10 protein-coding genes are annotated in these 22,323 nt (G+C 51.5%); 9 read left to right on the top strand and 1 reads right to left on the bottom strand.

Annotated features, from left to right (window positions below):
* Positions 1-7: 7 nt before the first annotated feature.
* Positions 8-1,984 carry a biosynthetic arginine decarboxylase gene (gene speA, locus JY391_RS18520; protein ID WP_042290374.1) on the top strand — a complete coding sequence of 659 codons (1,977 nt, stop codon included), beginning with the start codon at positions 8-10 and terminating at the stop codon, positions 1,982-1,984.
* A gap of 230 nt (positions 1,985-2,214) precedes the next feature.
* Positions 2,215-3,135 carry an agmatinase gene (gene speB / locus JY391_RS18515; protein ID WP_199956968.1) on the top strand — a complete coding sequence of 307 codons (921 nt, stop codon included), beginning with the start codon at positions 2,215-2,217 and terminating at the stop codon, positions 3,133-3,135.
* A gap of 68 nt (positions 3,136-3,203) precedes the next feature.
* Here speB and loiP read toward each other — a convergent pair whose 3' ends face one another.
* Entirely contained in the window at positions 3,204-3,962 is a 759-nt protein-coding gene (gene loiP, locus JY391_RS18510; RefSeq protein WP_042290370.1) for a metalloprotease LoiP, read from the bottom strand.
* Positions 3,963-4,241: 279 nt separating this feature from the next.
* Between loiP and tkt the strand changes: the two genes are divergently transcribed.
* The 7 genes from tkt (at position 4,242) to JY391_RS18475 (ending at position 22,168) form a co-directional block, all read left to right on the top strand.
* Complete coding sequence (tkt, locus tag JY391_RS18505; RefSeq protein ID WP_211934804.1) at positions 4,242-6,236, top strand: transketolase; 1,995 nt, start codon at positions 4,242-4,244, stop codon at positions 6,234-6,236.
* 411 nt (positions 6,237-6,647) lie between these two features.
* A complete protein-coding gene (locus tag JY391_RS18500) occupies positions 6,648-7,214 on the top strand; it encodes a fimbrial protein (RefSeq protein WP_211934803.1) in 567 nt (188 codons plus the stop codon).
* Between the two features lie 78 nt (positions 7,215-7,292).
* Positions 7,293-8,030: a fimbrial biogenesis chaperone gene (locus JY391_RS18495; protein WP_211934802.1), complete on the top strand. Its 738-nt coding sequence runs from the start codon at positions 7,293-7,295 to the stop codon at positions 8,028-8,030.
* 175 nt (positions 8,031-8,205) lie between these two features.
* Positions 8,206-10,653: a fimbria/pilus outer membrane usher protein gene (locus JY391_RS18490; protein ID WP_229264070.1), complete on the top strand. Its 2,448-nt coding sequence runs from the start codon at positions 8,206-8,208 to the stop codon at positions 10,651-10,653.
* Positions 10,650-11,654, top strand: a complete 1,005-nt coding sequence (locus JY391_RS18485) for a fimbrial protein (protein WP_060570787.1) — start codon at positions 10,650-10,652, stop codon at positions 11,652-11,654. The genes JY391_RS18490 and JY391_RS18485 overlap by 4 nt, the downstream gene beginning before the upstream one ends.
* A gap of 24 nt (positions 11,655-11,678) precedes the next feature.
* A complete protein-coding gene (locus tag JY391_RS18480; RefSeq protein ID WP_211934800.1) occupies positions 11,679-13,415 on the top strand; it encodes a ShlB/FhaC/HecB family hemolysin secretion/activation protein in 1,737 nt (578 codons plus the stop codon).
* Between the two features lie 14 nt (positions 13,416-13,429).
* Positions 13,430-22,168, top strand: a complete 8,739-nt coding sequence (locus JY391_RS18475; RefSeq protein WP_211934799.1) for a two-partner secretion domain-containing protein — start codon at positions 13,430-13,432, stop codon at positions 22,166-22,168.
* Positions 22,169-22,323 lie beyond the last annotated feature (155 nt).

Here is a 22,323-nt window from a genome sequence, read left to right as displayed (position 1 = left end):
GTTCGCTATGTCTGACGATATGTCTATGGGTTCGCCTTCGTCAGCGGGCGAACAGGGTGTACTACGCTCCATGCAGGAGGTTGCAATGAGCTCCCAGGAAGCCAGCAAGATGCTGCGTACTTACAATATTGCCTGGTGGGGCAATAATTACTATGACGTCAACGAGCTGGGCCACATCAGCGTGTGCCCGGATCCTGACGTTCCGCAAGCGCGCGTCGACCTCGCCAAACTGGTGAAGGCTCGCGAAGCGCAGGGGCAGCGTCTGCCCGCACTCTTCTGCTTTCCGCAGATCCTGCAACACCGTCTGCGTTCCATTAACGCCGCGTTTAAACGCGCGCGGGAATCGTATGGCTATAACGGCGACTATTTCCTCGTTTACCCGATCAAAGTAAACCAGCACCGTCGCGTCATTGAATCCTTGATCCACTCTGGCGAACCGCTGGGGCTGGAGGCGGGGTCAAAAGCTGAGCTGATGGCGGTACTGGCGCACGCGGGCATGACCCGTAGCGTGATCGTGTGTAACGGTTATAAAGACCGTGAATACATCCGTCTGGCACTGATTGGCGAAAAGATGGGCCATAAGGTCTATCTGGTTATCGAGAAGATGACGGAAATCGCTATCGTGCTGGAAGAGGCCGAGCGTCTGAACGTCGTGCCGCGCCTCGGCGTGCGCGCCCGTCTGGCCTCGCAAGGCTCGGGTAAATGGCAGTCTTCCGGCGGCGAAAAGTCGAAATTCGGCCTGGCGGCGGCGCAGGTGCTGCAACTGGTGGAGATTCTGCGCGAACGCGGGCGTCTCGACAGCATTCAACTGCTGCACTTCCATCTCGGTTCGCAAATGGCCAACATTCGCGATATCGCCACTGGTGTGCGTGAGTCGGCGCGTTTCTACGTAGAGCTGCACAAACTGGGCGTGAACATCCAGTGTTTCGACGTTGGTGGCGGTCTTGGTGTGGACTATGAAGGCACCCGCTCGCAGTCTGACTGCTCGGTAAACTACGGCCTTAATGAATACGCTAACAATATTATTTGGGCGATTGGCGATGCCTGCGACGAGCACGGCCTGCCGCACCCGACGGTGATCACCGAGTCAGGTCGCGCCGTTACCGCGCACCATACGGTGCTGGTTTCCAATATCATCGGCGTAGAGCGTAACGAATACACGGAAGCAACGCCGCCTGCGGACGACGCGCCGCGCGCGCTGCAAAGCATGTGGGAAACCTGGCAGGAAATGCATGAACCAGGCACCCGCCGTTCGCTGCGTGAATGGCTGCACGATAGCCAGATGGACCTGCACGATATTCATGTGGGTTATTCGTCCGGAACCTTTAGCCTTCAGGAACGCGCCTGGGCCGAGCAGCTGTATCTGAACATGTGTCATGAAGTGCAGAAACAGCTCGACCCGAGCAACCGCGCGCATCGCCCGATCATCGACGAACTGCAGGAGCGGATGGCGGACAAAATGTACGTCAACTTTTCCCTGTTCCAGTCGATGCCGGATGCGTGGGGGATCGATCAGTTGTTCCCGGTATTGCCGCTGGAAGGACTGGATCAGGTGCCGGAGCGCCGCGCGGTACTGCTGGACATCACCTGCGATTCTGACGGCGCTATCGATCACTACATCGACGGTGACGGTATCGCTACCACGATGCCGATGCCGGAATACGATCCGGATAACCCGCCAATGCTTGGCTTCTTTATGGTCGGCGCGTATCAGGAGATCCTTGGCAACATGCATAACCTGTTTGGCGACACCGAAGCGGTTGACGTGTTTGTCTTCCCTGATGGCAGCGTCGAGGTTGAGCTGTCAGACGAAGGGGATACCGTGGCGGACATGTTGCAATATGTGCAATTAGATCCGAAAACGCTGCTGACCCACTTCCGCGATCAGGTGAAACAGACCGGACTGGACGATGCGCTACAGCAGCAGTTCCTTGAAGAGTTTGAAGCCGGTCTTTACGGGTACACGTATCTGGAAGACGAGTAGCGGTTGATGCCCGGCGGCGCTGCGCTGTCCGGGCCGACAATTCCGCGCCGGATAGGGTGAATCCGTCAACCGGCAGGATGCTATACTCACTTGAACCCGTATGAATTAACGGCGATAATTCGTCCCAATAAGCGATTTACGAATCAATCCCTTCCTCGTCGGGTTTAACGACGCGGAAGGGATTTTTTTTCATCTGTTTTTAATGTATCGACTTTAAATGAGGTCTGGTCATGAGCACTTTAGGTCATCAGTACGATAACTCTCTGGTATCTAACGCGTTTGGTTTTTTACGCCTTCCACTGAACTTCCAGCCGTACGACAGCGACGCTGATTGGGTGATCACCGGCGTTCCGTTTGATATGGCGACGTCGGGGCGCGCAGGCGGGCGTCATGGCCCGGCGGCGATTCGTCAGGTTTCGACTAACCTCGCCTGGGAGCACAACCGCTTCCCGTGGAACTTCGATATGCGCGAGCGCCTGAACGTGGTGGACTGCGGCGATCTGGTGTATGCGTTCGGCGATGCCCGTGAAATGAGCGAAAAGCTGCAGGCGCACGCAGAGAAATTGCTGGCTGCTGGCAAGCGGATGCTCTCCTTCGGTGGCGACCACTTCGTAACTCTGCCGCTGCTGCGCGCCCACGCGAAGCACTTCGGCAAAATGGCGCTGGTGCACTTTGATGCGCATACCGACACCTACGCGAACGGCTGTGAATTTGACCATGGCACCATGTTCTACACCGCGCCGAACGAAGGCTTGATCGACCCGAATCATTCTGTACAGATCGGTATTCGTACCGAGTTTGACAAAGACAACGGCTTTACCGTGCTGGACGCCTGCCAGGTCAACGATCGCGGCGTGGACGATATCCTCGCGCAGGTGAAGCAGATCGTCGGCGACATGCCGGTTTACCTGACGTTTGACATCGACTGCCTGGATCCGGCGTTTGCTCCGGGAACCGGTACGCCGGTTATTGGCGGTCTGACTTCCGATCGCGCTATTAAGCTGGTTCGTGGCCTGAAGGATCTGAATATCGTCGGTATGGACGTGGTGGAAGTCGCGCCAGCTTATGACCAGTCGGAAATTACCGCACTGGCTGCCGCGACGCTGGCATTAGAGATGCTTTATATCCAGGCGGCGAAGAAAGGCGAGTAATCTCGCCATTTTGAAAGCGGGCAGCGCGCTGCCCGTGTCATAACCGGCGTTGCCGGGGTGAAAAATCGTTACTTGATACCGTCCGCTTTCATGCGATCGCGAATATGCTGCGCACGTTCAGCCGATGCCGGGTGATCGTCAAACATAGAGCTTTGACGGCCTTCTTCCAGCTTCGCCAGTTTCTCGAAACTGGTCGCCAGACCCGCCGGACTGAGGCCGCGTTTGCGCAATAAGTCGTAAGAGTAGTCATCGGCTTCTGATTCCTGGCGCTGGGAGAACTGCGAGTTCACCAGTTTTTCACCCAGATCCCCGAGCTGTGACTGGGACAGACTGCCGACAATTCCGCCCGCGGATGCCGCCGCCGCGCGTACGGCATTGGTGCCCAGCGCAACTTGCATCCCTTTCTTCACGTGACCGAGCGCCACGTGACCCATTTCGTGACCGATAACCGCTTCCACTTCGTTATCCGTCATCATGTCCATCAGGCCGCTGTAAACGCGGATACAGCCGTTCGCCATAGCAAAAGCGTTCACGTCTTTCGCCATGTAAACCTTATAGTTAACCGCCTGTCCGTTGATGTTATCGCCCAGCGCGGCGGCGATTTTACTCAGGCGTTTCGCGTACTCGCTGCTGGCAGGGGCGAGAGTGGCTTTCCCGTCCATCTCTGCGCAAGCCTGGTCGCTTAGCGCTTTCACCTGCGCATCGCTCAGGCTATAGGCCTGAAACGCTTCGGCGCCCGATGAAAGCAGTCCGTTGGAGTCCATATTCTGGCAGCCGGTCAACACCGTCGCCATGCCCATAGCAAGCAGTAAAGCGCGAATCTTCATGTTTTTTTCTTCCGCATGAAATGAGGATTGTTCTAAAAGTGCGCCTGAGCAGATGAACCGGCGCTTATGACTAAGTATAAAGAAAAGAACAACAAGCGGGCGAGCAGATTGCGCAACATGCGAGCACGATCCGGAGATTTCTGAAGCGGCAAAAGGATGCTCCATGTACATGGCAGGCGGCTTGGGTTACATTGTTCGCACTTTTTTCCGGCGTAGCCCAAAACGCGCTGTCGTCAAGTCGTTACGGGCATGGCCTTCATCATCCGATCTGGAGTCAAAATGTCCTCACGTAAAGAGCTTGCTAATGCTATTCGTGCGCTGAGCATGGACGCAGTACAGAAAGCCAAATCCGGTCACCCGGGCGCCCCTATGGGTATGGCTGACATTGCCGAAGTCCTGTGGCGTGATTTCCTGAACCACAACCCGAGCAACCCGTCCTGGGCTGACCGTGACCGCTTTGTGCTGTCTAACGGCCACGGCTCCATGCTGATTTACAGCCTGCTGCACCTCACTGGCTACGATCTGCCAATGTCTGAACTGCAGAACTTCCGTCAGCTGCATTCCAAAACCCCGGGCCACCCGGAAGTGGGCTACACCGCCGGTGTTGAAACCACGACCGGCCCGCTGGGACAGGGTATTGCTAACGCAGTGGGCATGGCGATTGCGGAAAAAACGCTGGCCGCCCAGTTTAACCGCCCGGGTCATGACATTGTTAACCATTACACCTACGCGTTTATGGGCGACGGCTGCATGATGGAAGGCATCTCTCACGAGGTCTGCTCGCTGGCTGGTACCCTGAAACTCGGTAAACTGGTGGCGTTCTACGATGACAACGGGATCTCCATCGATGGTCACGTTGAAGGCTGGTTCACTGACGATACCGCGAAGCGTTTCGAAGCCTACGGCTGGCACGTGGTGCGCGGCGTAGACGGTCACGACGCTGACGCAATCAAACGTGCGGTAGAAGAAGCGCGCGCTGTCACCGACAAACCGTCCCTGCTGATGTGCAAAACCATCATTGGTTTCGGTTCTCCGAATAAAGCGGGTACCCACGACTCCCACGGTGCGCCGCTGGGCGATGCCGAAATCGCGCTGACCCGCGAACAACTGGGCTGGAAATACGCGCCGTTTGAAATCCCGTCTGAAATCTATGCTCAATGGGATGCGAAAGAAGCCGGCCAGGCGAAAGAAGCGGCCTGGAACGAGAAATTCGCTGCCTACGCGAAGGCTTTTCCACAGGAAGCGGCAGAATTCACTCGCCGTATGAAAGGTGAAATGCCGGCTGACTTCGACGCGAAAGCGAACGAGTTTATCGCGAAGCTGCAGGCGAATCCGTCTAAAATCGCCAGCCGTAAAGCGTCTCAGAATGCGATCGAAGCCTTTGGTCCTCTGCTGCCTGAATTCCTCGGCGGCTCCGCTGACCTGGCGCCTTCTAACCTGACCCTGTGGTCTGGTTCTAAGCCGATCAACGAAGACACTGCCGGTAACTACATCCATTACGGCGTGCGTGAATTCGGTATGACCGCCATCGCGAACGGTATCTCTCTGCACGGTGGATTCTTGCCGTATACCTCCACCTTCCTGATGTTTGTCGAATACGCCCGTAACGCGGTGCGTATGGCTGCGCTGATGAAACAGCGTCAGGTGATGGTTTACACCCACGACTCCATCGGTCTGGGTGAAGACGGTCCGACTCACCAGCCGGTTGAACAGGTGGCTTCCCTGCGCGTGACCCCGAACATGAGCACATGGCGCCCGTGCGACCAGGTGGAATCCGCCGTGGCGTGGAAATACGGCGTTGAGCGTCAGGACGGTCCGACCGCACTGATTCTTTCCCGTCAGAATCTGGCGCAGCAGGAACGTACCGAAGAGCAACTGGCGAACATCGCGCGCGGTGGTTACGTGCTGAAAGACTGTGCTGGTCAGCCTGAGCTGATCTTCATCGCTACCGGTTCAGAAGTTGAGCTGGCGGTGGCCGCCTGGGACAAACTGACCGCAGAAGGCGTGAAGGCGCGTGTGGTTTCCATGCCGTCTACCGACGCGTTTGACAAGCAGGATGCCGCCTACCGTGAAGCGGTACTGCCAAAAGCCGTTACCGCACGCGTGGCAGTTGAAGCCGGCATCGCTGACTACTGGTTCAAATACGTAGGCCTCAACGGCGCTATTGTGGGCATGACGACCTTCGGCGAATCCGCGCCTGCTGAGCAACTGTTCGAAGAATTTGGCTTCACCGTGGACAACGTGGTGGCTAAAGCGAAAGAACTGCTGCGATAATGGCGTACTTGCTTGAAATGGACTGCATAGCAACATAACGCGAGTTCATTCGCGCTAAAATCTGAATCCGGAAATGACACGCATTTCCGGATTTTTTTCTCTTTTTCTCCCCTTACCCGCGCAAAAAACATCATAAAAAATTATTTTACTCCATGAATTTCTTGAAAAAAAGCAACTCCATATTTGGACACTGCACGTGCTATATATTTACTTAATAAATATAAATTCAAGTAATAAAAGAAATAATTCCTTATATATCAACTATGTTCAAAATTAAACAGTGCAATAATCATTCATAAAATAAATATTGGTCCATTTTAGGATTATATTTAGGACCGGAATGTAGTTGACACAAGCAAAAAAAACTAGAATGCATCCTCATTTCACTATTATTTTATATATGGATATAGTATGAATTATATTGCGAAAAGTGCATTACTGACGGTTCTCATTTGCGCCGGGAATGTTGCCGCTGCGGAAGATGGAAGAATTACCTTTGAAGGGACGATTAGCGATGCGACCTGTACAATAACGGGGGGCGATGCTACCGGCACCTCCACGACCCCGGACTTTACTGTACATCTGCCTCCCATCAGCATCACGGCATTAGCGGCGGATGGTGAGCGTGCAGGGGACACACCATTCTTTATTAAACTCAGCGGCGCAAACTGTGCGAACGGAAAGGTTGCCAGCGTCTTCTTTGAACTCGCGCAAAGTACAAATATCGACAATGCTACCGGTAACCTGAAAAACACCGTTGCTGCAGATAGCGGCGGCGCGAATAAAGTGCAGGTGGGTTTGCTTGATGCTAATAAAGCGATTCTGAATCTGACGACGGCCAACGAATCAGCGATCACCAAAACGGTGAGCGGTAATACTGCGCAGTTTGACTACTGGGCGCAGTATGTTGCTACCGGCGGCGCGGCTACCGCTGGTGAGGTCAGTACTGAAGTGGTTTATTCCATCAAATATCAGTGATCCCCTAATAAATTAATCAAGTATTAGCCAAATGGCGGAGAACATCCGCCATTAAATTCATCTGAAGGAGCAGGTTGAATGATAAGGAAGTTGAGTGTAGGTATCGCGGCGGTGTTAAGTCTGGCTTGCTCGTTTCAGGCCATGTCGACGATTCAAATTATGACGACGCGCGTTGTGCTTAATGCGGCAGAAAAAGAACAAAGCGTGCGTATTAACAACGTGGGGGCCCAGCCCACATTAACGCAAGTGTGGCTATCTACCACAGAGAAAAACATCGGTGCCGAGAAGGAGCAGTTACCCTTCTTTATTAACCCGCCGGTAGCCCGCATTAACAGCCAAAAAGGGAAAGTATTCCGTATCTTCCAGACCGACGAGGCCATTAATAAATACCCTAAAGATCGTGAAACCATGCTCTGGTTGAACGTATTAGATATCCCACCTGAATTACCTGAGGATGCGAACAAGAATCAGATAAAAATGGCATTCAGGACGCTGATTAAATTCTTCTACCGTCCGGCAGGTTTGAAAGGAAACCCAATGGAAGCGGCGGATAATTTAACATGGGAATTACAAAAAACCGCGAAAGGCTATGCCGTTACGGGTACGAATAGATCGCCTTATTACGTCAGTATGACAAACGCCTGGCTGCTCAATGCCCAGGGTAAAGAGAGTGAAGTTGAAGGACAGATACTTGCGCCTTACAGCCAACTGACTTACCACTTTCCGCAGGTTAATGCCGTACAGGGGAAAGGCGTATTTAAATACAACTACATTACCGATTTAGGTGCTTATATCAAACGTACTTATACGTTCTAAACGTTAAGGATATTGTTGCCAGGATGGTTGCTGCATGTTCCCTTTTATTAAAAAAGATATAACACAACATCAAATCAAGCGACTTATGACGACCTGGGTTGCTGTTGCGGTACTGTCCTCATTTTCCGCATCGGCGGCGAGTGAAGGCCAGACCATAAATTTTTCTCGTGGGTTTATGAAGTTTTATGATAGCGGAATTGACCTCACGCAGTTCGACGGCAAAGACAAAATCCTGCCCGGCAACTATAAGCTGGAGGTCTACAGCAATCGTACAAAAATTGACGCATGGATGATCACATTCGTTGCGGCGCAAAACGAACAGGGGATCAACGCCTGTCTGAAACCCGAGATGATCATCCGCTTTGACGTTGATACCTCAAAGCTGCCGGAGAACTGGAAGAACGCAGACTGCATTATCCTGCCAGCGTTAATTCCTGGCGCTACCGTAAAATACAACCAGGACGATGAACAGCTTGACGTCACCATTCCTCAGGCGATGCTGTTAAATACGCCGGTAGGGTATATCAGCCCGGAATTATGGGATGACGGTGTGCCTGCGTTAATGTCTTCCTACACCTTTAGCGCAACCAGCGCGCGCTATCGTCCGGGGGAGGATAACTCGAATTACCTCTACGGTAACATGCACAACTCGTTGTCTTTAGGGGCGTGGCGTTTTACAACCTATGACAGCATGATGTCCGGCAGTGATACGAGTGAGTCTGGTATACAACATATTCAGGCTTATGCCGAACGCGCCATTGCGCCGATTAAGTCGACAATTGTGTTGGGCGATCTCAACACCACTGGTGATTTTTTCGATACCACGGCGCTACGGGGTGCGCGCCTGGCGACGGACGATCGGATGTTACCGGATTCCGTGCGTAATTACGCGCCTGTGGTGCGTGGGATTGCGAACAGCAACGCCACGGTTACTATCACGCAGGCGGGGAATACGATTTTCGAAAAAGTCGTCCCACCGGGCGAGTTTGTGATAAGCGATCTGTATGCCACCGGTTACAACGGCGACCTGGAGGTCACCGTCAAGGAAACCAATGGCGATGAAACGCATTTCTCCGTACCGTATTCCAGCGTCCCGCAGTTGCTGCGAGAAGGCTATTCACGCTACTCCGTATCTGCCGGCGAGATCCGCGACACGTGGCTTTCCGAGGATCCGCAACTGCTGGAAGGGACCATCCAATATGGTCTGCTCAATAACCTCACGGGTTATCTCGGTGGGCAAAGCGCTTTCGACGGCGACTACGCTTCATTAATGACAGGTTTAGCGGTGAATACCCGCCTCGGCGCGCTGGGTCTTGATGTAACTCGTTCTTTTACTCACTTCGACGATCAGCCGGAGACTCAGGATTGCGGTACGTTTTGCGATATGAGTCTGCGGATAAGCCTGGCGAAGAGCCTGCCGGATATCGGCACCAACTTCAGTTTGGTCGGCTACCGTTATTCGAGCAAAAATTACTACTCCTTGTCCGATGCGATAAGCCTTAAACGCAGCCTTGATACGGGCGATACGGATTACTATCCATCACGCTATCGCGAGCGTCTTGAAGCCAACATCAATCAGACATTACCTCCCGGTTGGGGAAGTTTTTATGTGAGCGGATTTGTTGGCAACGTCTGGAATGATGAGTTAGGACAGAATGAAAAGTCCAACTTTGTCGTTGGGTATAACAACCAGTTTGGCAGAACGACTTGGGGTATCTCGTTTGGCCGCACGCATAGCGAAGATGGCGAACGTGAAGACACGGTTTATCTAAACGTCAGTCTGCCGCTTGGCAACCAGTACGACAGAAACGTGCGCCTCGGCGCTAACTTTAGCTATAACAGCGACGACGCGAATTTCCGTACGTCCCTAAATGGCTCTGCCGGCGAGCGTTCGCAGTTCGGTTTTGGCGGTTACTTCAGCCAGTCAAACCAGCCAGAAACCAACTTCGGTATGAACCTGTCCTATACGGGAGAAAGCGCTTCCGGCGGCGTGACCTACAGCCAGTCCAGAGACAGTTTCATGGCAGGCGTGAACTTCAACGGCGGAATGGTAGTGCACCAGGGCGGGGTTAACTTTGTGCCAATGCTCGCTGATACCATTGGTATTGTTGAAGCGAAAGGGGCTGAAGGATCGCATGTGTATCCGGACTCGAATGCAATCATTAAAGATAATGGATATGGGATTATCAGTTATCTGTCACCCTACAGATACAATGAAGTGTACGCCGATCCTAAAGGTACTCGCTTTGACGTAGAAGTCGATGATACGCGCCGTACAATTGTTCCTACCGCCGGGGCAGCCGTCCTCATAAAAATGGATGCGCAAAAGGATAAGCAAACTTTTGTCCATTTCGTATTGAATACGGGGGAGATTATTCCTTTTGGCGCGCCCATACTCAATGGCGAGGGGGATAATATTGGCATGGTTGGCCAGAATGGTCTTGCTATGGTTTCACTGCAAAAAGGGAAAAATACGCTTTTAATTAAATGGAAAAAACAAAAGCAGTCATTCCAGTGCCGGTCAAGTTATGACGTGACTGAAAAAGAACATAATGCTGATGAATCAGAGAGCGCTTTTAAAGCTGTCGATATTCATTGCGAAAAGGAAGAATTAACAAAATGAAACGGATTTTATCAGGGCTATTGATGTTAGCGGCGGGCATACTGTTTTCGGTCAGTAGTAATCAAGCTTATGCTGCGCTTTGTGAATTAACGTCACCGTTGGCGATGTTGAATATCACAGATGATATTACACTTAAGCCTGCAGAGAAGGGGGCTGCAGGTACTGTACTCTGGAGTAAAACCTTTTCGGTGCCGGATATTAGCTATAAGTGTAATAGCGCTACGCAGTCAACCTGGCATTCCTCTTATACGCGCAATTACATTACCTCGCAGATCGATAATGTCTATGTCACGGAAATTCCGGGTATCGGTATCCGCATGAAGTGGCCTACTCAGGCCGCTGACGCCTGGTTACCCGGTAACTCAGGAGCTGCGGTGACGTGTGCTGCCGGATGTTCGATAAAAAATAGCACGGTGCTGGTCGAGTTTGTTCAGACGGGGACGCTCAATGCTGGGGAGAGTTATATTCCGGTAGGAAGCGTTGCAGAGGCCTCGGTTATTCCGACAGCAGATTCCAGCGATAAATTATCCATCTTATCAATTAATTTTGGCACGGCGATTAAAGTTAAACCCTATTCGTGCACTCTTTATCCATCAACAAATTATATCGATTTGGGAACCTATAGTCTGGCTGATTTTGTTAAAGATAATTCGAAGCAAGGGGATAAAAAAGAGTTCACTATTACTGTGACCTGCCCCGAACCCGCAAACGTCAAGCTGCAGTTTGACACAGTGATTAACCCACAGTTCGCTTCTCTCACGGGGGTACTGGGTGTTGAGACAGGCGAGGGATACGCGAAAAATTTTGCGATACGTCTTTATGAAAAAAGCCGTTACAGCTCTACTGCGCTAACGCTTGGACAAGCTAAAGAGTACCCGGTCACATCAATGCGGACCAATACCTATCAGGCACAAATATATGTGCCGGCCGACATCCAGCGCGATTCGCAGCTGACAGCCGGAAAAGTTGTGGGCGTTGTTGTATACACAATGATTAATTAAATATAAATATCAGGGAATGATGTGATGATATATTCACGCTTTTTATTAAAACAGATGGTTTTAATTGTGCCACTTTTACAAGTGGCACATGCCGCTATGCTTCCCGGTCAGCAAAATAAGCAAGAACTGGACAGACTCGAAAGACAAAGTAATCAGTTTTTAATTGAAGAGGCGAAACGTACAGAAGCGCTTTTGCAAAAACAAAGAGCGCTGCGCGGTAGCGAAGAAGAAGGCGGGCTGCCGGCTGATTCACAGTGGAAATTTAAAGTCGATAAAATTGTCATTCTGGATGACGATCGGTTCGACAGCTCGCCGCAACGAGAAGAAATCGTTCAGCGCTATGTGGGAAAGGAACTGGGAAAAGCCGAAATTTTTTCGTTGGTCAAAGAACTGACGGATTTTTATATTGCTCGTGGCTATGCTACAACCCTTATAAGTATTGAACCTGGTAATATTAAAAGCGGCTCGTTAACGCTTCGTGTACTGTGGGGAAAGATTAACGATTTTAAAGTGAACGGTCAAGAACCTTCATTTCGTGAACACACGCGTTTATTTACCGCCTATCCCTTTGCCAAAGGGAAGATCCTCAATATGCAGGACATTGACCAGAGCGTGGAAAATTTATTACGCGTATCGGATGCTGACAATATTCATGTTCAGCCCTCGGTGATTAATGGCTATTCCGATCTCAATTTACTGCATCAGCCATCATTTCCGGTATCTCTCACCGCAGGTCTCAATAACTCGGGCACTCAGGCGGAGGGCTGGCAGCAATACTATGGCAGTTTTACCGGTAAAAATATTGCCGGGCTAAATGATATTTTTAATGCTTATTACTCCTGGAACAACCTTAATAATCCGGATGACAAACAGGACTCCTGGTCTTTTAGCTATGGTGTCCCATTGGGATACTGGGGATTTGATGCGAATTACTATAAATCTCAATACACTAAAAGCATTGATGGTGGGTACGACATTTATGAGTCAGACGGAAACTCAGAACGCGCGTCACTGCGTATAAGCCGTATGCTTATGCGTGGTGCAACCGGTAAAACAAGCGCGTGGATGAAAGTTGAGCGCCGGGATAACTACAATGGAATTGAACATTCGCAAATCGATGTCAGTTCAAAAAAATACACCTCGCTTGCTTCTGGCCTGACGTACGTCGGCGCGCTGGGCGGTGGTTGGGTCTATGGTGATATTGGCGTAACGGCTGGGGTTCCATGGTTTGGTTCGGCCTGGAAAGGCGATCCGGACCTGGAGGGTTTTGACCTCAATTATATTAAATATAACGGCATTGTCAGCTGGACTCGCCCTCTTTATAAAGTGGGAAGGCTGGGGGTTACGTATGAATTAAACAGTGGCTTCCAGTATTCGCCAGATGTGCTGGTGAGTGACGCAAAAGTCACAATTGGCGATGAATATACGGTTCGGGGCTTCAAAGACGATAATGTAATGAGCGATAGCGGAGCATGGATCGCAAATACTCTGCAATTCCCTTTTGATGTGGGTGTGGCTGGTGTTTATCAGTTGACGCCTTATATGGGCTACGATCTCGGATTCACTAAAGATAATTGTCCTGAGGGTGTCGATGCGTGTGATGGGCAGTTCATGATGGGCGCGTCAGTAGGTATCAAAGCAAGCGGTAAATATTTCTCCTCCTATGTTATGGCAGGTTGGCCCATCAGAAAACCAGATTCAATGGATGAACAGACTGTAGATGATGCAGTTGTTTATTACAAAACGGAAATTACTTTTTAATTTAGGGACACATTATGAATCGACAAAATGTTAAAGCTGAGAAGTTGAATGCCAGCAATTTGCATAAAAAACTTGGCCCATTATATCTGTCATTGGCGAGTATTTTATCGCCTGCCGTTGAAGCAGCCACCACACCGGACAATCGTCAATCGAACGGTCCCACGATGGGCCAGACGGCGAATGGCACGCCGTTGATTAATATCGCTAACCCTAATGCGAAGGGCGTTTCATTAAATAAATTCACTGAATTTAACGTTGACCAGAAAGGCGTTGTCTTTAATAACAGCATGCAAGAAGGCGTGACCAAAATTGGAGGTTACGCGGTTAAAAATGGTCAACTGCAGCAGGAAGCCAGTGCGATTATCAGCGAAGTCACAGGTGCGAAGGCCTCGTATATTAATGGCACGATGGAAGTTTTCGGTAAAAAAGCCGACATTATTATTGCGAACGAAAATGGTATTAGCGTCAACGGCGCGACGACCATTAACGCCAATAGTCTGACCCTCAGCACCGGTAAAGTACAGGCAAATCAGGACGGTACTTATAAACTTGCCGTCGATAAGGGAAACATCACCGTCACCGGGCAGGGTATTAACACTGAAGGCTTAAGCTATTTTGATATCGTCAGCCGCAGCGCCCAGCTTGAAGGCGAAATCGCCGGTAAGGCAGACCTGAAGGTTTTGGCCGGACAGAACGACTATGAGCTTGCCAGCCGTAGCCATACCGTTCGTAGCCAGGGCGATGGGCAGGGGCCTGCTGTTGCTATCGATGGTAGCGCGCTGGGTTCCATGTACGGCGGTAAAATTCAGTTAATCAGCACCGAATCTGGCGCGGGTGTGCGCCACGCAGGTGGTATTATTTCCAGCGGTGATTTAGAGATTAGCGCCGACGGGGATATCACGCTGGCCAGTCTGCACAGCGATAAAAATATTACGCTAAACGGCAACAATATTGCGACCACCAAATCCAGCAATAGCGCGATGGGCGTTGAAGCGCAAAATGACATTGTGTTTAATGCGCTTGCTGGCGTTACCCTCAATAACGATGTGATTTCCTCTGCGGGTAAGATCCGTATTGACGCCAGTTCGCTGGTGCAAAATGCCGCCTCGCTGATCACCAACGCGACGGCGACGACCTCTGTACCAGCCATCCAGATCAACGTTGCCGGACAATATACGCTGAATGGCAAACTCCAGGCGCTGGATGCAAATGGCAATATCATCAGCAATGGCGTTGTGACGCTGAAAAAGGGTGACTTCGTCGTCCTGGTGGACGGCAAGGAAGTCGCGTTCAGCTCACTGGTATCGGATGTTCAGGTTATCAGCCACAGCGGAGATATTCAGATTACCGCTGGCAGTATGACCAATAACGGCGGCTCTGTACTGGCGAAAAAAGGCACTTTGCAGGTTAATCTGACTGGCGCGTTTGAAAGCAGCGGTGCCGTTAACGCCAGCGGCAATATCGTTATCGCTTCCGGAACGGCGAAAAATAATGGCGTGATCTATGCGTCTGGCACCCAGACGCTCACCGTTGGCGACCTGGATAACAGCGGCCGAATCTTTGCCGATAAAAAACTGGTGATGAATGCCAGCGCCCTCAATAACAAAGGGGTAATCGGCGTCACGCAAGGGGAAATGCAGCTTGCCAGCCGCGGAAACCTTATCAATAGCGGTACGATCAGTAGCGACGATGCAACCATCGATGTAAGTGCTGAAGGCGATATCGACAACAGCGGCAATATCATCAGCAATAAAAATGACGTTACCGTCACTGCGAAAGGCAAGTCGCTGAAAAATACCGGCACCATTGAAGGCCGCAGCATCGCGCTAACGACTTCTGATGCAGATGCCACTCTTGAAAACGGCGGCACCGTGAATGCTAAACAGAAAGTTCAGGTGAAGACCGCGAAGCTAAGCAATGCTGGCGGTACGCTCAGTTCGTCGGGCGATATGGAATTGAAGGTGAGCAAGCAGCTCGCCAACACCAGCGGCGGTGAAATTCTGGCGGCGGGTAAACTGTCACTGGATGGCGAAAACGTGACGACAGTGGTGAATGACAATGCCGGTTGGATCCAGGGCAAGTCCGTTTCGTTGACCAATCTTGCGTCGCTTTCTAATACCCAGGATGGGGTTATCTTAGCCACGGAAGATCTTACGCTTACCGGTATTAATACGCTGACGAATGACGCATCGACAATTCAGGCGACGACACTCCTGCTCGATCAGATTGATACGCTTAATAACGTCAATACCGGGACAATCTACAGCGGTGATAGCCTGCAATTGTCGAATATTGAATCCCTTAAAAACGATAATTCCCAGCTGATTGCCGAAGGCGCTCTTTCACTCAGCCATCTGTCCGACATTTCAAACCAGAATGGCGCGGTGGTGGTCAGTGGCACACAGCTTGCCATTAACAATGTTGATTCATTAACCAACAGCGGTGGCGCGGTGATTCAGGCAGGTGGCGCGCTCAATATAACTTCCGTTGATACGCTGAATAACGTTTCCGACGCTTCCATTGTGGCGTCAGGCGATATGACGTTTGACGGCGTTCGGGAACTGACTAACCAGGCTGTCATCCTTAGCAACAGTGCGATCACCCTGCAAAATGGCGATACGCTTAAAAATGAAGGTGTTGTACAGGCCGGAACCGATCTGATTATCCGCAATATCAGAAACCTGATTAACCAGGGGAGCGACCATGTGTTAATGGCCTTGCGTAACCTGACGATTGAAGATGTGGATGCCCTGACCAACGCCGACCAGGCCGTGATTACAGCAAGTATGCATACTGTACTCAATGCGATCGGTCTGCTGACGAACCTGTCAGGTTCCTTGATTCAGGCGGTTGACGGTACGCTGACTATCGCCGCGGATACCTTGACCAACAGCGGCGGCACGGGGGAATACGCATCAACTCTGGTCGCGGGCGGCGACCTGACTATCGATGCTAATAATCTGACGAATGATGATGGCGGCGCTATTGTCTCGTCTGATAATAACCTGACGCTGAATATTGCGCAGGGTTTAAATAACACAAATTCGGCGGTAATCGTCGGTGGCCGAACCACCACGCTGAACGTGACGAACGGTGATATTAACAACAGCGCTGATTCGCTTATCGCCGGTTATGATATTACCGTCAACGCCAGGGCTATGGCGAATGAAGACAACTCGTCTATTGTTGCCGATCGCGATCTGACGCTCAAACTGGCCAGCCTGAATAATACCTCTGGTATTCTGGAAGCCGGGCGGATTTTGTCTCTTGATCTCGACGCCAGTTTGACTCTTGACAATCTCAGTAAAAACATTCGGGCAGGAAGTGAGCTGAACATTTCGACGCAGGGTGATTTTACGAACAATGCCATGCTGGAAATCATCGGCGATATGAACGTGGACGCCGAAGGCGACTTCGTCAATAACATGTCTATCGTCACCGGCGGTGATTTAGATATTAATGCGAAGAATGTGACTAATGGCGCGCAAAGTCTGCTGTGGACAATGGGCGATTTGAGTCTTGAAGCGCGCAACGGACAGTTTATCAATGCCGTTGGCGGTAATGTGCTTAGCATGGGTGATTTGTCGATTATCGCGAAAGAAATCTGGAACCAGGCGGGGATAATCCGGTCAGAAAAAAATATTAATCTTGATGCTGAAGTCATTACCAATGAAAGCACCTACAGCGGTGATGAAATTTCAATCACTGGCTCGCAGATTGCAACTGTATCGTATGAGACGATCGAACATGCAATGACGAAATCTTATACGCATATTGGGTTATATATGCCGACCGTCACATCCGGTCTGCAACTGGAAAACCAGGCGGAGATCAGCGCAGGTGGCAATATCAATATCAACCAGCGTGATATTTACGATACCCACGATGTGATTAATACCGGTGGTCTGATACAGGCGGCGAAAGATATCACCATCACAGGTAACGTCTATAACTCGCCGCGCTATGGCGAACTTACGCTTTACGATTACTTGCAACTTCCGCTCAGCAAGGAAGGCTCCATTACCTATCGCTGGGAGCTTGCATCAGAGCACCAGTCGAGCTGGGAATTCGATACGCTTTATCAATTCCTTGACTTTGAATTTGGCGGGGGCAGTGCGGCAAACAAAATTGACACAAAAGGGGGCGGCACTGATGCGGAAAAAGAGCTCTGGTTTAATGCAGTAGTGATGTTAGGTAATCAATCAACATTATTTAACAGCATGATGATCCGAATTTTCGGCGAAAACTGGCAAACGTCTAATTATAACAAATTGTGTAATATTTGGGCGCAACAAACCGCATCAGACAATGCAGGGTTGAAGGCCAATAAAACCTATTATGTGCCGCAGGAAAAAGGCGAAATTACCGCTGGCGGCAACTTCACGCAGAATGGTGGGGTGCTGGATAATGGTATTGCCGGGGCAGGGGTGATTAACGCCAACGCCAATATCAGCGATGTTGATGTAGGTGATTATACCGTTGACACCGTTATTGCGGGCTATGATGTCAACGTCAATACCAAAACTATTGATGAGCTGTCCATGGGTATCAGCCCCATGCCGACCATCAAAGATATGATCTCGATCCCGGGAATGTTTGAAATCTCCACCGATTTCAAGAAAACCACAGAAGCGGCGAAAAATGGCGAGGATTATCCGGGACCCGCTAACAATATCGTGCCGATTTTTGAAACCCGTCCATCGATGATAGACCAGAGCGGTTATACCGGATCGGACTATTTCTTTGATCAGGTGGGGTACGATCCGCAACAGCCGGTCAATGTGATCGGCGATAATTATTTTACCTCTGAGCTGATTCGCCGCGAAATTTCCGCCTCGGTTGGCAGCTTCTTCTCAATTCGCGACGGCCTGGAGGGCGATGCGCTTGTCCAGGCATTAATGGATAACGCAGGTGAAGCGGCGAAGGATAGTGAGCTTGGCCTGGTGGTTGGCGAACCGTTGTCTCAGGAGCAGCGTAGCAATCTGGATAAAGATATCGTCTGGTTTGTTAACCAAAATGTAAACGGTGTGGATGTATTGGTTCCGGTTGTTTATCTGTGCCCGGAAACGCTGCGTCAGATGGAAAGCGGCGACGTTAACGGCGGCAGCGCGACAATCCATGCTGGTAATGACATGAACGTTGATGCCAGTGAAATCAACAATATGAATGGCTCAATTTCGTCTGGCGGCGACATGACGTTGGTCTCTGACGGCGATATTAATAACGTCAGTAACGGTATGAACTCCGGTATTTCCGCGGGTGGCGATATGAGCATGACGACCACCAATGGCGATATCAACAATAATGGCGCGGCTATCAGTGCCGACGGTGATATTGCGATGAGCGCTGAAAATGGCGATATCACCATGACGGCAAGCGTGGGTCGGGGTGAAGATGGCAAGCAGATTATTCATGCCTACGACGATGGCGTGACTGCTGGCGGTAGCATCAGCATGGAAGCGAAATCAATCACCTCAAACGCGTCAGATATTACCGCGGGTCAGGATGTCAATATGAAGGCCACAGAGGGGGACGTGACCTTCAACGACCTGCATGAAATTGATGCGACCCGCACCATTGATAACGATGTGCAAAATGCCTTTAATTTCTCGTTATCGGATACCTCCACCACGACGGGCACCGCTATTGGCAGTAATGTGTCGGCTGGCGGGAATATGAACATTGAGGCTAAAAATGATGTTGTGATGGAAGGCGGCACCTATTCTGCGCAGACCGGCTCGATCTCGGCAGAAAACAATGTCACGATTAAAACCTCAGAGGATGTCTCTCATTCGGAAGAGCACACCTCCAGCCGCGAATTCCGTATGGGGGCTGGGGTCAGCGGTGGTGGTCAGACAGTGGAAACGGACTATGGCACGATGTCGGGTGGGTCTAATACAACCACGACAGGCGATTACGTTAGTGCCGGTTCACAATCCGATACGTCGGCTATCGGTAAAAAGCCTGGACGCGCGCCGGTAAACGATACCGCGGGTTTCAGTCTCGAATTTAATTCTCAAAGTGATTCTACCGTTACTGACAGTAAAAAGAATACGAATGCCTCAATCAGTTTTGCCGAGTCGGGATCGATCAACGCCAATAAAACCGTGGATATCGGTGGGGCTGACCTGAGCGCGGGCGACTCTCTGAGTATTAATGCAGAAGATGTCACCAGCACTAAATACCTCGATGAAGAGAAGACCACCACCACGCATAAAGAGATGAATTTCGGTATTTCTGGCGAAGCGCACAGTACCCTTGCCGATTCCGCCGATAAGGCCGGTAACCTGGTCGAGAAATCGCAGGATGGCCAGGAGCTTAATGCGGGGACCACAGCCGCAGAAGTGCTTGGCGATGCGTCGAATTTGTTACTTAACGATATTGCGGGCGCGTCCATAACGATTGGCGGCGGTTCGAAGAAATCGACATCCACTACCGAAACGACGTCGGAAAATATCACCAACATTAATGCGAAAAATATCTCTATCAATACTAAAAAAGACACCACCCTCAATGGTGTCGATATTAAGGGCGAGGAGGTAGAAATTAACGCCGGTGGCGACGTGTCGATGAATGCGGCGAAATCGACTTCCAGCTATTCCAACTCCAGCGAAGAACATTCTGGAGGGGTCACGGCAGGCGTTGGTGTGGATCTGACCGGAATCAGCGGCGGTGCGTCCGTTGACTACAGCGGTAATAAAGAAAATGGTTCCGGTGACTCTACCACCTACACCAACAGTACTATTACCGCCGATAACGTGAAGATCAAAACCGGCGGCGATATGTCCATGACTGGGGCAAATATCGAGGCCAATACCGCGGATGTCGACGTGGCAGGGGATCTGGATATTACCTCCGTCCAGGATACGGTTCATACCGAAAATGCCCGACAGAACTGGGGGGCGTCGGTGGGTGTCGCCGTATCGGGTAAAGGGGTTACGCCTACCGCTGCGGTAAACGCGGGTGGTGGCTCCGAAGCGCATGACGCAGCGACCACGGCAAAACAATCTGGCATTCACACGAATGGCGAAGTGAACGTGAAAACCGGCGGCGACCTGAACATGACAGGGGCGAATATTGTCTCTGAAGAGGGTACCGGTTCCGTGAACGTGGCTGGCGACATTAACGCCCGGACCCTTGAAGACAGTGTGGAACAGGATGGTCTGTACGGTGGCGGTGGTGTGGGTATCGGTGGCGTGCCGGGCAAGAAAGGCGGCGTGCCATCGGCAAACCTTTATGTTGATACGGTTGATGAAATTCATCGTGATGAAACGCAAAAATCGACCATTTCCGTTGGTGATATCACCAGTAAAGGCACGACCGGCGAGATCAATACCAATAAAGACGAAATGTCTGTCGTCACGCGTGATGAGAAGGAAGCAGGCAACAATATCTCCTTTACGCTGGCCGATCCGGGCATCGGTAAGAAAAATAAAGGCAGCTATGACCTTGATACGCCAGATGCGCCTAAGAACAAAGGCAACGGTAGCACCGGCGAGAAAAAGACAGATTTCACTCCGGGCAAACCGCCGCGTAGCGAAGACGTTCCGGCCGTCACGCCGCAGAAGTCAGAGGATCTGAAACCGGCGCCGAAACCGGCAGACAGCGAAACGAAGACGGATACCACGCCGTCGCAGACCGCGCACAGTGAAGACGTTCCGGCCGTCACGCCGCAGAAGGCAGACGATCTGAAACCGGCGCCGAAACCGGCAGACAGCGAAACGAAGACGGATACCACGCCGTCGCAGACCGCGCACAGTGAAGACGTTCCGGCCGTCACGCCGCAGAAAGCAGACGATCTGAAACCGGCGCCGAAACCGGCAGACAGCGAAACGAAATCGGACACCACGCCGACGCCAGCCGCGGCTGATACTACGACGCCGACTAAGAAATGGCCTGTTCCGAATACGAACTACCCGACGCTGTCTCCAGGTTCCGCAACCGGCAAAACCGGAATGGACACGCCGAAGACGCCGAAGCACAAGCAGTGGAACGGTGACATGACCAACGGCGTGGCGCCATCTTCCGGCAACGGCGACAGTGCCAAGCTGTCCCCGGGATCGTCTACCGGTCAGACCGGAATGGACACGCCGAAGACGCCGAAGCACAAGCAGTGGAACGGTGACATGACCAACGGCGTGGCGCCATCTTCCGGCAACGGCGACAGTGCCAAGCTGTCCCCAGGATCGTCTACCGGTCAGACCGGAATGGATATGCCGAAAACGCCGGAGCACAAGCAGTGGAACGGTGACATGACCAACGGCGTGGCGCCGTCTTCCGGCAACGGCGACAGCGCGAAGCTATCACCGGGATCGTCTACCGGTCAGACCGGGATGGACATGCCGAAAACACCGGAGCACAAGCAGTGGAACGGTGACATGACCAACGGCGTGGCGCCGTCTTCCGGCAACGGCGACAGCGCGAAGCTATCACCGGGATCGTCTACCGGTCAGACCGGTATGGACATGCCGAAAACACCGGAGCACAAGCAGGCGAACGGTGACATGACCAACGGCGTGGCGCCGTCTTCCGGTGATGGCAGTGACGTGAAGCTTTCTCCTGGGTCTGCAACCGGTCAGACGGGTATGGACATGCCGAAAACGCCGGAACACAAGCAGTGGAATGGCGACATGAGCATGTCCGGCGTCACGCGCCATAGCGACATGCCGCACTGGGTACCTCTGATGCGTGAAACCACCATCGACGCCTACGCAACTGTCATCATTCAATTTGATAACTCGCTCTTGAGCTAAGTCGTCCCTTTCCCCGCCATATCGTCTGGCGGGAATTTACACATTACCCCCTTAGGCCGTCTGTATTCACAGATGGCCTTTTTTTTACGCGATTAATGCGTAACGGCTTCAGGGGGAGGTGATAATTTTTAATGATGGCAATAGCGTATTTGTGA

Source organism: Citrobacter sedlakii (genome assembly GCF_018128425.1).
In the GTDB taxonomy this organism is placed as follows: Bacteria; Pseudomonadota; Gammaproteobacteria; order Enterobacterales; family Enterobacteriaceae; genus Citrobacter_A; species Citrobacter_A sedlakii.
Note: the sequence above shows the minus strand (reverse complement) of the source record. Positions and strands in the feature narration are given on the sequence as shown.